Annotated in this window: 14 protein-coding genes; 2 read left to right on the top strand and 12 right to left on the bottom strand. The window is 70.7% G+C overall.

Going from position 1 to position 12,400, the window contains the following annotated elements; translation table 11 throughout:
* Positions 1-148 precede the first annotated feature (148 nt).
* Positions 149-283, top strand: coding sequence for a hypothetical protein (locus ACERZO_RS36640; RefSeq protein WP_372670482.1), 135 nt, complete (start codon positions 149-151; stop codon positions 281-283).
* A 210-nt stretch (positions 284-493) separates the two neighbouring features.
* On the opposite strand, the gene ACERZO_RS36635 is transcribed toward ACERZO_RS36640, so the two are convergent.
* The 12 genes from ACERZO_RS36635 to rsmD all read right to left on the bottom strand — a co-directional run bounded on the left by ACERZO_RS36635 (position 494) and on the right by rsmD (position 9,938).
* Positions 494-928 (bottom strand): helix-turn-helix domain-containing protein, encoded by a 435-nt coding sequence (locus ACERZO_RS36635; protein WP_372670481.1) that lies wholly within the window; start codon positions 926-928, stop codon positions 494-496.
* Positions 929-986: 58 nt separating this feature from the next.
* Positions 987-1,856, bottom strand: coding sequence for a bifunctional DNA-formamidopyrimidine glycosylase/DNA-(apurinic or apyrimidinic site) lyase (gene mutM / locus ACERZO_RS36630; RefSeq protein WP_372670480.1), 870 nt, complete (start codon positions 1,854-1,856; stop codon positions 987-989).
* A 31-nt stretch (positions 1,857-1,887) separates the two neighbouring features.
* Positions 1,888-3,243, bottom strand: coding sequence for a chondroitinase-B domain-containing protein (locus ACERZO_RS36625; RefSeq protein WP_372670479.1), 1,356 nt, complete (start codon positions 3,241-3,243; stop codon positions 1,888-1,890).
* An 89-nt stretch (positions 3,244-3,332) separates the two neighbouring features.
* A complete protein-coding gene (rnc, locus tag ACERZO_RS36620) occupies positions 3,333-4,082 on the bottom strand; it encodes a ribonuclease III (RefSeq protein WP_372670478.1) in 750 nt (249 codons plus the stop codon).
* 13 nt (positions 4,083-4,095) lie between these two features.
* On the bottom strand, positions 4,096-4,278 hold the full coding sequence (gene rpmF, locus ACERZO_RS36615; RefSeq protein WP_013223689.1) for a 50S ribosomal protein L32: 183 nt from the start codon (positions 4,276-4,278) through the stop codon (positions 4,096-4,098).
* Between the two features lie 89 nt (positions 4,279-4,367).
* Positions 4,368-4,955, bottom strand: a complete 588-nt coding sequence (locus ACERZO_RS36610; RefSeq protein ID WP_372670477.1) for a YceD family protein — start codon at positions 4,953-4,955, stop codon at positions 4,368-4,370.
* 1,012 nt (positions 4,956-5,967) lie between these two features.
* Complete coding sequence (locus tag ACERZO_RS36605; protein WP_372670476.1) at positions 5,968-6,696, bottom strand: DivIVA domain-containing protein; 729 nt, start codon at positions 6,694-6,696, stop codon at positions 5,968-5,970.
* A 113-nt stretch (positions 6,697-6,809) separates the two neighbouring features.
* Entirely contained in the window at positions 6,810-7,487 is a 678-nt protein-coding gene (locus tag ACERZO_RS36600) for a hypothetical protein (protein ID WP_372670475.1), read from the bottom strand.
* Positions 7,484-7,987, bottom strand: coding sequence for a SigE family RNA polymerase sigma factor (locus ACERZO_RS36595; RefSeq protein WP_372670474.1), 504 nt, complete (start codon positions 7,985-7,987; stop codon positions 7,484-7,486). The genes ACERZO_RS36600 and ACERZO_RS36595 overlap by 4 nt, the downstream gene beginning before the upstream one ends.
* Before the next feature lie 65 nt (positions 7,988-8,052).
* Positions 8,053-8,754 (bottom strand): ribonuclease domain-containing protein, encoded by a 702-nt coding sequence (locus ACERZO_RS36590; protein ID WP_372670473.1) that lies wholly within the window; start codon positions 8,752-8,754, stop codon positions 8,053-8,055.
* 94 nt (positions 8,755-8,848) lie between these two features.
* The gene (gene coaD / locus ACERZO_RS36585; protein WP_372670472.1) at positions 8,849-9,334 is read right to left on the bottom strand and encodes a pantetheine-phosphate adenylyltransferase; all 486 of its coding nucleotides are present in this window, start codon (positions 9,332-9,334) and stop codon (positions 8,849-8,851) included.
* 43 nt (positions 9,335-9,377) lie between these two features.
* On the bottom strand, positions 9,378-9,938 hold the full coding sequence (rsmD, locus tag ACERZO_RS36580; RefSeq protein WP_372670471.1) for a 16S rRNA (guanine(966)-N(2))-methyltransferase RsmD: 561 nt from the start codon (positions 9,936-9,938) through the stop codon (positions 9,378-9,380).
* 123 nt (positions 9,939-10,061) lie between these two features.
* On the opposite strand from rsmD, the gene ACERZO_RS36575 reads away from it, so the two are divergent.
* A complete protein-coding gene (locus tag ACERZO_RS36575; RefSeq protein WP_372670470.1) occupies positions 10,062-12,176 on the top strand; it encodes a HelD family protein in 2,115 nt (704 codons plus the stop codon).
* The last annotated feature ends 224 nt before the right edge of the window (positions 12,177-12,400 follow it).

Genomic DNA, 12,400 nt, shown 5'->3' with positions numbered 1-12,400 from the left:
GCGCGCCCCGCGCGCCGCGAAGGTTGCGTCACGTCAGCCCTCCCTCATGCCGCGCCCCCACGGCCTCGGCCGGTTCAACGCGAAGGTGGCGGCGGGGATACGCGAGGGGAGGAAGATCGCAGACGCGAGTTTCGGCCGAGGTAGCGGGATGGCTCGCGGGCGGCGGCTCGGGGCAGCGATTGGTTGGCGGCGCTCGCTCGCCCGCAAGTCGGCGCCCAGCAGGCGGCCGGAGACGCTGGCCGATCCGGCGCTGGTCCGGCAGCAGAACCCGGAGCCCGGCTGATGGCTCACGGCGGCGCTCGGCCGGCGGCCCGAGCCGCTGACCGATCCGGCGCTGGTCCGGCGGCAGAACCCGGAGCCCGGCTGATGGCTCACGGCGGCGCTCGGCCGGCGGCCGCCTGGGCGGCGGCGCTGGTTCGGAGGCGAGTCGGCGCTTGGCCGGCGAGCCACCCGAACCCCCGGCTGTCGGCCGGGCCTGGCCACTGCCGTCACCTCAGCCCTCCCTCTTCGGTGCGCCGCGGCCTGCCTCCCTCCGGGCTATCGCGTCGATCATGTCGCTGATCGTGTCCAACCCGTCCGACGACAGCGTCACCGCTCTCAGCGCCAGATCCCGGACCCCCGCGTCTCTCAGCGCTCCCAGCAAGGCCAGCTCTTCCGCGATCTTCGTGCTCTGCTCGTCGTCGAAGAAGTATGCCGGAGGGACTCCGAAGAACTGGGCCAGCGCCTCCAAATGACGCTTCGTCGGGTTGTCGCGGCGGCCCGTGCGCAGCTGCCACAAGTACGTCGTCGAGAAGCTCTCGCCCGTTGCCTCGCGGCACGCCTTCGCGACCTCTTCGTTGCTGTACGGCTCCCGATCGGGCCTGCGGACCACGTGGAACAGCCGGTCGATCTTGTCGGCCAGCGTCGACTTTCCGGGCTCCTTGACCACGATGCACTCCCTCAGCTACCAGGCACATTCATCCTAGCTGAAAGCTGAACACCATTTATCAACGCAAGTTTGCGCGCGGCCGCGGCTGGCACCGCGGGCACGAGAACGACGACCGGTTCATGAACGGCTCCCGCCGGATCGCCGTGCCGCAGCGGTGGCAGGGCATCCCCTCCTGGCCGTACGCGTCCAGCGACCGGTCGAAGTACCCCGATTGCCCGTTCACGTTCACGTACAGCGCGTCGAACGACGTGCCGCCCGCGCCCAGGGCCGCGTTCATCACGTCCGACGCCGCCGACAGCAGCTCGCGCCCCTTCGCGACCGTCAGCTTCTCCGTCGACCGGGCCCAGTGCAGGCGCGCGCGCCACAGCGCTTCGTCCGCGTAGATGTTGCCGATGCCCGACACCAGCGTCTGGTCCAGCAGCGCCCGCTTGACCTCCGTGCGCCGCGACCGCAGCGCGCGCACCGCAGTGTCCAGGTCGAACGCCGGGTCCATCGGGTCGCGCGCGATGTGCGCGATCGTGTCCGGGAGCAGCACGTCGTCGCCGACGTCGTGGACGTCGTCGAGCGCCAGGCCGCCGAACGTCCGCTGGTCGACGAACCGCAGCTCCGGCCCGTCGTCGGCGAAGCGCAGCCGCACCCGCAGGTGCTTCTCGTCCGGCGCGCCCTCGGGCTGGACGAGCATCTGCCCGCTCATCCCGAGGTGCGCCAGCAGCGCCTCCTTGTCGGACAGCTCGAGCCACAGGTACTTGCCGCGGCGCCGCGCCGCCTCGACGCGGCTGCCGATCAGCCGCTTCGTGAAGTCCTCCGCGCCGAGCGCGTGCCGGCGGATGGCGCGCGGGTGCAGGACCTCCGCCTCGCGGATGGTCCGGCCCGCGACGTGCGTCTGCAGGCCGAGGCGGACGACTTCGACCTCGGGGAGTTCGGGCATACGACCATTGTGCCCGGGGGGTCTGACAGTTTTACGGCGCGGACGGTCCGACGTCGGCCTTCGTCAGCGGGACGCGGGTCGTGCCGGACGCGAAGTACTCGTCCGCGCCGACGTCGTACGCACCGCTGCGGGCCTGCAGGTCGAAGTCCTTCGCCGCGAACGGGTACGACCCCACCCCGGCGTCGATCGCCGGGCTGCCGGAAGCCAGCCGGTACAGCCCGGCGGCGTCCTTGACCAGCTTCGGGTCCACCGACCGCGACGGGATCCCGGCGGTGCCGCCGAACGTGATGTTGCCTTCGTACTTGACTGTCGACCCGCTCGGCAACGTCACGAGCGTTCCCGACGTGCCCTTGACGATGTTGTCCGCGACCACGCAGTCCTTCGGCTTGAAGTCGCCGCCGTCGCCGTCGATCACGCTGTTGCTGCCGAGCACCGTGTTGTACGCGACCGTGACGCGGTCCGGGCGGTCGTGCAGCTTGCTCGTCGGCCCGCTGTCGGCTTCGTCGCCGGACCCGAACACGATCGCGCGGTCGCCGGAATTCGCCACGTAATTGTTGACGATCTTGTGGTCGTTGCCGTGGAAGCGGATCCCCGAACCGAAGAGGACATTGCCCTCGACGGTGCTGCGGTTGCCGTGGCGCAGCACGATGTAGCCCCTGCTGTCGCGGATCGTGTTGTAGCGCACCACGTTGTCCGACGACTTGACGGAGATCGCCTCGCTGTCGCCGTCCGCCTTCTCGAACAGGTTGTTCTCGATCAGCGCGTTGGCCGTGTACGACTGGTGGTCGCTGAGGCCCAGCCGGATCGACTCGCCGCCGTTCGAGCCGCTGAACTGGTGGTTGTAGAAGTAGTTGTGGTGCACGTGGACGTGCTTGGCCATCGCGCCGGACGGCCCGAGGATCTGCAGGAACACGCCCTGGGTGGTGCGGTTCTGGAAGACGTTGCGGTCGACGACGGTGTCGTCGCCGCTGACCGTCACCCAGTTGCCGTCGGTCGTGAGCTGGAAGTCGTTGCGGGTCAAGCGGTTGCCCGGCGCTCCGGCCGGGACGCTCAGCTTCGCGCTGCCCCGGAACTTGAACCCCCGCAGCACGACGTTCGAGACGCCGCTCGCGAAGGCGAACGTCTTCGAGCCGGTGATCGTGGCCTGGCCGGTGTGCTCCGCGGCGACGGTCACCGGCGCGGCGCTCGTGCCGGACCGCTTGATCGAGAGCGTCGAGCCCGCGGAGTAGGAGCCGTCGGCGAGCACGATCGTGTCGCCGGGGTTCGCTTTGTCCATGGCGGACTGCAGCGCCGAAAGCGACGTGACGCGGATCTGCGCGGCCGAAGCCACCGATCCGGGCACGACGATGAGCGCCGCCGCGAGCAAGGGGACGAAGAACAGACGCATTCCGCCAAACCTCTCAGTCAGTACGAGCGCGGCGGATCGCCACACGCTACTGAGCGGTTCGGGAAATCGTCAACGGAGGTTCCCGGTGATCAGGACTCCGCGTCGTCTTTCTTCTCGGCCTCGAGCTCGGCGGACAGCGAGCGCCACGCCGTCTCGGCGGCCTTCTGCTCGGCTTCCTTCTTCGTCGAACCGGTGCCGTGGCCGAGGGGACGGCCGGCGACGAGCACCGTGGCCGTGAACTCCTTGCGGTGGTCCGGCCCGGTGTCCTCGACCTTGTACTCGGGCACGCCGAGGCCGGCCGACGCCGTCAGCTCCTGCAGGCTGGTCTTCCAGTCGAGACCGGCACCGCGCAGCGGCGCTTCGGCGAGCAGGCCGTCGAAGAGGTGGTGCACGAGCTTGCGCGCGATCTCGATGCCGTGCTCGAGGTAGACGGCACCGATGACCGCCTCCAGCCCGTCGGCGAGGATGCTCGCCTTGTCCCGGCCGCCGGTGAGCTCTTCGCCCTTGCCGAGCAGCAGGTGCGCCCCGAGCCCGCCCTCGCCGAGCCCGCGGGCGACCCGCGCCAGCGCGTGCATGTTGACGACGCTGGCGCGGAGCTTCGCGAGCTGACCTTCGGGCAGGTCGGGGTGCGTGGTGTAGAGGTGGTCGGTGACGACCAGGCCGAGCACCGCGTCACCGAGGAACTCGAGCCGCTCGTTCGGCGGCAGACCCCCGTTTTCGTACGCGTACGAACGGTGGGTCAGCGACAGCCGGAGCAGCTCGGGGTCGAGTGTGACCCCGAGCGCTTCGAGCAACGGCGCCGGATCGGCGGGTGGTCCCCCGGGCGTCTTGCCCCCCATGTCGGCTACCCGATCAGGCGGGCTCGACGACCTGGCGACCGTTGTGCTGGCCGCACGACGGGCACGCGATGTGCTGGAGCTTCGGCTGCTTGCAGGCGCGGTTGGAGCAGGGCACCAGCTGCACCGGAGCCGCCTTCCACTGGCTGCGGCGGGAGCGCGTGTTGGATCGCGACATCTTCCGCTTCGGGACGGCCACGAGTAGATCTCCTTAAGACGGTCTGCTCGCGGTCGTGCGAGCGAACTTTCTCACCGGATCGAGCTGGGGCGCTCGTCAGGTTTGCTTCTTCAGCTGGGCCCGGGCTTTTCGCCCGCGTTCTCGTCGAAGCGCTCGACCAGTGCGGCCCACCGAGGGTCTATCTTCTCATGCCCGTGTCCGGGCTCGAGATCGGCCCACTTGACGCCGCACTCCGTGCAGAGCCCGGCGCAGTCTTCGGTGCACAGCGGCGCCAGCGGGAGGGCCAGCACGATCGCGTCGCGCACGATGGATTCGAGGTCGATCCGGTCGTCGACCAGCCGGGGGATCTCGTCCTCCTCGGTGGTCTCCTCGGTGGCCGAGCCCGGGTAGGCGAACAGCTCCTGGACCTCGACCTCGACCTCTTCGGTGAGGGGGTCGAGGCAGCGGGCGCAGGTGCCCTTGGCCGTGGCCTTCGCGGTGCCGCTGACGAGGACGCCTTCGACGACGGACTCGAGGAGCAGGTCGAGTTCCAGCTCGGAGCCGGCTTCGATGGTGATGACATCGGGGACGCCGAGCGGCGTCTCCACCGGCACGCTGCGCGTGAGGGCGCGGCTGAGGCCGGCGTGACGGCCGAGCTCACGGGTGTCGATCACCCAGGGGCTGCGGTCGTCGAGCTGGGGGGTCTTGTTCTCGGACATCCAGTCCAGGGTACGCACTGGTCGCCACCCCTTTTGAGCTGGGCGGCTTGAGCTGGGCGGCTTGAGCTGGGCGGCGCGGAGGCGGGCGCGGGCCGGCGGGTCTTGAATGAGTCATTCAGGACCTAGGAGGTCCTGAATGACTCATTCAAGACGTTTGTGCGTGGAGGGGAGGCCGGCAAAGTCGGATCGGTGCGGCCGGTCCGGCGGCCGGTGACGTCATGAACGAGTCTTTCATCTCGCCGGATGCGATGAACGAGTCGTTGATGACCATCGACGCTCGGCATCCTGCCGAAGCGCCTATTCGGTCCGGCGTTCCGCGGGCGGTGGTGCCGGGCGGAGCATCGCCCCGCCCGGCTGGTGGAGCCTTGGCGTCAGGTGACGTGAATGGGTCATTCATGGCGTTTGGGGCGGGGCTTGGGGACGTGCATTCGGGTCGCGTGAGGTGGGGTGGGGGCAGCTGTTCTGTCAAAGCGCCTTCCGGCACCCCGAAGCTGTCATGGTGACTACGGCCGGCCGTGTTCTGGCTTCGGATCGGGGTGCGGGGGAGTCTGGGTTCTCGTCGGTGCACGTTCTCGGGGCCTCTCGCCTTTCGCGTCGGCCTTTGGGGCGAGGCGAGACGGTGGGCAGTCGTTCAGGTGGCAGTTGGCATGAACGAGTCGTTCATGACCACCGAAACTCGGCATCCCGCCGAAGCGCCTCTTCGGCCCAGCGCCCCGCGGGCGATGGTGCCGGGCGGAGCATCACCCCGCCCGACTTTGCCGGGACCCCACCACTCCCAGGGGGGCGTCCCTGGGCCAGTCTACCGGCGCCGGCCGACGAAAAGCCGGGAAAGGCACCGCCGCGGGCCGGTTGTCCACAACCGGCCCACCCTGGGGACAACGCGGTGAGGAAGAACGCTCGCGCCGGCGGTGGCGGGTCCGGGCCGGGTGTCTCCGACGCCCCGAATGCGACATTCACGACGCTCGAACCCGGGCAGGCGGTCAGACGCACAGCACGCGGGCTGAGAGGCTCGTCACACCTGGTAGTCGTACAGCGTCGGCCGCCCGCCCGAACTCGGCAGGTTCGCCGGCGACCGCAGGTGGTTGCGTCCCGAATCGACCGTCCGCAGCGTCGTCGCCAGCAGTTCCGAGAACTCCGCCAGCTTCCCGTCCACGTACGCGTCGCAGTCCGCGCGCTGGCGGTCGGCCTCCGCGTGGGCTTCGTCCACGATGCGGGCCGACTCCGCGTGGGCCGCCTGGACGACCTCCGTCTGGGCCACCATCCGCGCCTGCTCGGCGCGGCCGTCCTCGATCGCTCGGTCGTACGCGTCGCGGCCGGCCTGGATCATGCGCTCGGACTCCGCCCGGGAGCGGTCCGTGAGGTTCTGGTACTCCGCCTGGCCCGCCGCCACCGTGCGGTCGGCCTGGTCGTGCGCGTCGGCGAGCATCTGCTCGGCCCGCGCCCGCGCGTCGGCCAGGATGCGCTCCGCCTCGTCCGTCGCCTCCGCGATCGCGCGCTCGGCCTCGGCGTTCGCCCCCGCGACCGTCTCCCCCGCCTCCTTGCGGGCGGCGTGGATCAGGTCGTCGCGCTTGTCGAGGACGTCCTGGGCGTCGTCGACCTCCGCGGGGAGCGCGTCGCGGACGTCGTCGAGGAGTTCGAGCACGTCGCCGCGGGGCACCACGCAGCTGGACGTCATCGGGACGCCGCGCGCCTCCTCGACGATGGTGACGAGCTCGTCGAGCGCCTCGAAAACCCGGTACACGGCAACTCCAATCCCCTGTCGCTGGGACCAGTCTGCCCGTTTCCGCGGCCGAACCGGTGAACGCCACCGGCACCGGGCGTGTCCCCCTGGACCACGCCCGGTGCCGGCTCCCCCTACGGCAGCACGAACGCCGGGTCGGTGATCAGCCGCGTGAGCTGCTCCTCGGTCAGCGGGTAGCCGAGGCCGCCGATCACGAGCACCGTCGAGCCGTCGGGGTGGTACAGGAACCCGGTGTTGCCCACCCGCACCGGTTGGCCGTTCTCGTCCTGGTAGACGAGTTCGGACAGCACGAGGAGGCCGCCGCCGGGCTGCGGGAGCCGGACGCAGTGCGAATCCACGCCGGACGCGGAGCAGAGCCGGTCGCGCGGGACGACCTCGTGCGCGGCCGACGCCCCGCGCACGACCAGCTGGAAGTTGCCCGGCCGTCCGCTCGCGTCGACGAACTCGGCCGTCACTCCCATCCGGTCCGGCCCGATGCTGTCGGCCGGTGACCGGCCCAAGGTCAGGTCGTGGACGCCGGGCAGCGCCCGCGTGACCGCCTCGTGGAGCGCCTGCCGGATCCGGGACTGCTCGGCCACCGACGGCGGCGCCGGTGCGCCCGCGGGCACCACCGGCTCTTGCGACGGGAACAGGGACAACGCGGCCGCGAAGACCGCGACGGCGGCGAAGACCACCGCGGCGGACCGTCGCCGGACGTGCCGGGCCGCGCGATCGGCGACCTCGTCGGGGTCGAAGCCCAGCGGTGGTTCCGCAATGTCCACCTCGCGCAGGCGGGTTTCGAGGTCGTTCATCCCGCGCTCCTCTCCGCGCTGTGCTCGAGCACGCCCCGGAGGGTCTCGAGCCCGCGGGCCGCCTGGCTCCGGACGGTCCCTTCCGAGCAGCGCAGCACTTCCGCGACCTCCGCCGCCGGCAGGTCGGCGCAGTAGCGGAGGACGACGGCCGCGCGCTGCTTCGGCGGGACTTCGGCGAGGGCGCGCAGGAGCGGACCGGAGATCCCGGTCTCGGATGCGGAGGAAGGCTGGTCCGGCACGACGCCGTCACGGCGTTCGCGGCGGCGCCACGGCCGCCGGGACTCGTCGAGCCAGCAACGCAGCAGGACCTGCCGGGCGTAGTTGTCGACCGGTCCGCGCCGGGTGATCTTCGGCCAGACCCGGTACAGCTTCAGCAGCGCGTTCTGGACGAGGTCCTCCGCCAGGTGCCAATCGCCGCACAGCAGGTAGGCCGTCCGTCTCAGCGCGACCGCCCGGGCACGGGCGAACTCGCGGAAGTCCGTCTCGTCCGCTGCCCGCATCGCGCCTCCTCGTCCTGGTCCCGGTGTACCTCACGGACGAGGGGGCGCGGTGCGTTGCACGGGACTCAGGAATTCAGGTCGATCCGCTTGAACGTCACGTAGTGGTCGGGCGTGTAGGCCAGCTCGCCCGCCTTGCCGGAGATCACGCGGTCGTTCGTGCCGACGGTGAAGAGCTTGTAGTAGCCGGACGCGCAGGCCGGGAGGACGCCTTCGCGGTTCTCGTACGTCGTGCTGCTGGTCGCCCCGCCGCGGACGTTGTCGACCACCGTGCGGGCGGCCGACGAGAGCTGCGAGTAGCCGATCTTGGTCAGCCCGGACAGGTCGCCGCAGGCGTGTGTCGTGCCGCCGCCGGAGATGTCGATGACCTTGAACGTCGCGTAGTGGTCGCCGGTGTAGAAGTACTCGCCGCCCGAGCCGGTCACGATGCGGCGCGTGCCGCGGTTGCTCGAGCCGGGCGTCGGCACCGTGTACTCGTGGTAGTAGCCCGACGCGCAGGACGGGAGGATGCCTTCGCGGTTGTCGAAGACGACGCCGTCGTTCTGCGGGTACGGGAAGGGGCCGCCCTTCTGGATCAGGTTGTACGTCGTCGTCGCCTCGGCGGGCAGGGCTGAGAGCGTCGTGTGCGAGAACCCGGAGAGGTTGCCGCACGCGTTCTGCGCGGCGACCGCGGGTGAGTTCGTCACCGCTTCGGCGGCGGTGACCCCCATGGACAACGTGGCCAGGAGCGCGAAGAGGACCGCGACCAGGCGTGATCGGTTGTTGGTCATTTTCGGACCGTAACTCGATCGAATGATCGTCGGGAGACGAGAACGTGAACTCGGGCCGCAACGGCCGCAAGTCCCGACGAACGTAGGGGGCCGGTCAGCGCCCGAGCTTCGGGAACTTCTCCGAAAGGCGCTCGTAGACCACGGCCGGCACGAGGTGCTCGATGTCGCCGCCGAGGGCCGCGACCTCCTTCACCAGCGAGCTGGACACGAACCCGTACGCCGGGTTGTTCGCCATCAGCAGCGTCTCGACGCCGGTCAGCTCGCGGTTCATCTGGGCCATCTGCAGCTCGTAGTCGAAGTCGCTGACCGAGCGCAGGCCCTTGGCGACCGCCGCGATGTCGTTCTCGCGGCAGTAGTCGACCAGCAGGCCCTCCCACGAGTCGACGCGCACGTTCGGCAGCTTCGCGGTGATCTCGCGCAGCATCTCCAGGCGCTCTTCGACCTCGAAGAGGCCCTTCTTGCTCTTGTTCACCCCGACCGCGACGACGACCTCGTCGAACAGCACGCTCGCGCGTTCGATGATGTCGAGGTGGCCGTTGGTGGCCGGGTCGTAGGAACCGGGACAGACCGCACGCCGCATGGCGCGGACGCTACCGTGCCGCACCCGGTCTCCGCCGCGTGGCTCACGCCACAGGCGTGTATTCGGCCCAGAAGACCGCGGTGTCGCCGTACTTCTTCGCGCGCGTCGCTTCGAAGCCCGGCGGCCAGTCCGGCTCGCCGTCGCGCGCGGCGCGTTCGATCACCACCAGCGCCGACGACCCGAGCCAGCCGCCCGCGGCCAGCGAGGCCAGCACCTTGCCCAGCGCGGCCGCGTCGACGGCGTACGGCGGGTCCGCCAGGACCAGGTCGTACGAAGACGGGGCCGGCGCCGCGACGACCGTCTCGACCTGCCCGGCCCGGATCGTGCCGCCCAGGCCCAGCGCCGCGACGTTGCCGCGCAGGACGTCCACCGCGCGCCGGTCGGCCTCCACGAACAGGGCGTCCGCCGCGCCGCGGGAGAGCGCTTCGAGGCCGAGCGCGCCGGAGCCGGCGTAGAGGTCGAGCACGTGGGCGCCGTCGATCTCCCCCGCCGTCTCGAGGGCGTTGAACAGGGCTTCCCGCACGCGCTCCGACGTCGGCCGCGTGCCCTTGGGCGGCACCTTCAGCCGCCGCCCGCCCGCCGTCCCGGCCACGATCCTGGTCACCCCTTGATTGTGAGCCGATGACGCGCGGCACTCAGAACCGGGACATCGGTGTGCCCGCCGGAGCCAACGCGTAGAGTCGTTCTTCGCCCTCGGAGGCGATCCAGAGCTGTCAAGGAGCCATGCGTGTCGGAACCTCGGGTCAGACGGGCCGAGATCGCCATCGAACAAGCCCACGTCGATCGCGTGTACACCCGTCTGGACGAACTGCGCACCCAAGCCGAGGCGATGCGCACGAAGGGCTACGAGATCGGCCAGGGCGCGCAGCGCGAGGCGATCTTCGAGCAGGCGTCGATGCTGTTCGAGCGCGACATGATGGTCTACCACGCGAACCAGACGCTCCAGTCGCTCGACGCCGAGTACGAAGGGCTCGTCTTCGGCCGCCTCGACGACCGCGAGGGCGAACGCACCTACGTCGGGCGGCTCGGCATCCGCGACGCCGAGTTCGACAACCTCGTCACGGACTGGCGCGCGCCGGCCGCGGCCGCGTTCTACCAGGCCACCGCCGAGGAGCCGATGGACGTCGTGCGGCGGCGCGTGATCCGCTGCTCGGGCCAGAACGTCCTCGACGTCGACGACGACGTCCTGATCGCCGACGCCGTCCCCGAGGACATGCAGATCGTCGGCGAAGGCGCGCTGATGGCCGCGCTGGGGCGCTCGCGCGGCGAGAAGATGCGCGACATCGTCGCCACCATCCAGAAGGAGCAGGACGAGGTCATCCGGGCGCCGTGGCGCGGGGTCACCGAGATCACCGGCGGCCCGGGCACCGGCAAGACCGCCGTCGCGCTGCACCGCGCGGCCTACCTGCTGTACCGCTACCGACGTCAGCTGGGCGGGGCGGGCGTGCTCGTGATCGGGCCGTCGGGCGTGTTCACCAGCTACATCTCGCGCGTCCTCCCCTCGATGGGTGAGACGAACGTCGAACTGCGCGCGCTCGGCGAGGTCCTCGACGGCCTGGAGGCGGCCCGGCAGGACGCGGCGCCGCTGGCCGCGATCAAGGGCTCGCTGCGGATGCGCAAGATCCTGCTGCGGGCGCTGCGCGACACGCCGCCGGGCGCGCCGGAGGAGATGCGGATCGTCTACCGCGGCGAGGTCCTCAAGCTGACCGCGCGGGAGCTGGAGAAGGTGCGCCGGAAGGCCCACACGCAGGGCGCGCCGCCGAACCGGTCGCGGATCCGGGCGGCGGAGCTGCTGCTCGACGCGCTGGCGGCGAAGGCCGAGGAGTACGCGAAGGCCGACGGGAAGCAGATCGACCGCGCGGAGCTGATCACCGACCTCGGCGAGCGGATCGACTTCCACCGGTTCCTGGTCGTGTGGTGGCCGGTGCTCTACCCGGCGCAGATCCTCAAGTGGCTGGGCGAGGAGAAGCGGCTGGCGTCGGTCGCGAAGGGCGTCCTGAACCGGCAGGAGATCTCGCTGCTCGCGGCGGACCTCGCGGACCGTTCGCGGGGCTGGTCGATCGCGGACGTCGCGCTGCTCGACGAGCTGCGCGTGCTGATCGGGCCGCCGCCGAAGCGCAAGCGCCGCCAGGTGCTCGAGGTCGAGCCGGAGCGCTCCGGCGGGGCGCCGACGCGCCCGGAGCACTACGACGAGTACTCGCACGTCGTCGTCGACGAGTCGCAGGACCTGTCGCCGATGCAGTGGCGGATGGTCGGGCGGCGCGGCAAGTACGCGAGCTGGACCGTCGTCGGCGACCCGGTGCAGAGCTCGTGGCCGGACCCGGCGGAGGCGGCTTCCGCGCGTGACCAGGCGTTCGGCGTCAAGACGGCCCGGCGGCGCTTCACGCTGCGGACGAACTACCGGAACTCGGCGGAGATCTTCGACCTCGCGGCCAAGGTGGTGGCCGGCCACGCGGAGGCGGGCGAGCTGCCGGTGGCCGTGCGCAAGACGGGCGTCGAGCCGGAGGTCCGCCCGGTCGAGGCGGCGGGCCTGGCGGCGGCGACGCAGGCGGCGGTGAAGGAGCTGCTGGGCGCGGTCGAGGGCACGGTCGGCGTCATCACGGCGATGGACCGGGTGCCGGAGGTCGCGGGCTGGGTGTCGGGTCAGGCGGACGAGCGGCTCAAGGTCGTCGGCAGTCTCGATTCGAAGGGCCTGGAATACGACGCGGTGGTGCTCGTGGAGCCGAACGACCTGATCGTCGAGTCGACGACGGGCCGGCGGGTGCTGTACGTGGCGTTGACCCGGGCGACGCAGCAGCTGATCGTGCTGGCGTCCAACCCCGACTGGATCCCGGCCGGCTGACCCGGATGACGTGAATGACTCATTCATGTCGCCTGACGACATGAATGAGTCATTCACGTCATGTGGCCGGCGCGAGTGCACAGCCCGCGGCGCGACCAGCCGCTTCAGCGGCGGTGAGCTCGGACGCGATCGCGCGCGGCCCCCGGCTGGCTGACGGCTGTCTTGAATGACTCATTCAGGTCTTCAGAGGTCCTGAATGACTCATTCAAGACCTTTGCCGAGCC

Source organism: Amycolatopsis kentuckyensis (genome assembly GCF_041679295.1).
Classification (GTDB): domain Bacteria; phylum Actinomycetota; class Actinomycetes; order Mycobacteriales; family Pseudonocardiaceae; genus Amycolatopsis; species Amycolatopsis kentuckyensis_A.
Note: the sequence above shows the minus strand (reverse complement) of the source record. Positions and strands in the feature narration are given on the sequence as shown.

Bases quoted from the DNA above. Each gene is read 5' to 3' on its own strand.
- ACERZO_RS36625 (WP_372670479.1), bottom strand. From the start codon at position 3,243: ATGCGTCTGTTCTTCGTCCCCTTGCTCGCGGCGGCGCTCATCGTCGTG.
- coaD (WP_372670472.1), bottom strand. From the start codon at position 9,334: ATGCGGCGTGCGGTCTGTCCCGGTTCCTACGACCCGGCCACCAACGGC.
- ACERZO_RS36600 (WP_372670475.1), bottom strand. From the start codon at position 7,487: ATGAACGACCTCGAAACCCGCCTGCGCGAGGTGGACATTGCGGAACCA.
- ACERZO_RS36640 (WP_372670482.1), top strand. From the start codon at position 149: ATGGCTCGCGGGCGGCGGCTCGGGGCAGCGATTGGTTGGCGGCGCTCG.
- mutM (WP_372670480.1), bottom strand. From the start codon at position 1,856: ATGCCCGAACTCCCCGAGGTCGAAGTCGTCCGCCTCGGCCTGCAGACG.
- ACERZO_RS36595 (WP_372670474.1), bottom strand. From the start codon at position 7,987: ATGCGGGCAGCGGACGAGACGGACTTCCGCGAGTTCGCCCGTGCCCGG.
- ACERZO_RS36590 (WP_372670473.1), bottom strand. From the start codon at position 8,754: ATGACCAACAACCGATCACGCCTGGTCGCGGTCCTCTTCGCGCTCCTG.
- ACERZO_RS36610 (WP_372670477.1), bottom strand. From the start codon at position 4,955: ATGTCCGAGAACAAGACCCCCCAGCTCGACGACCGCAGCCCCTGGGTG.
- rnc (WP_372670478.1), bottom strand. From the start codon at position 4,082: ATGGGGGGCAAGACGCCCGGGGGACCACCCGCCGATCCGGCGCCGTTG.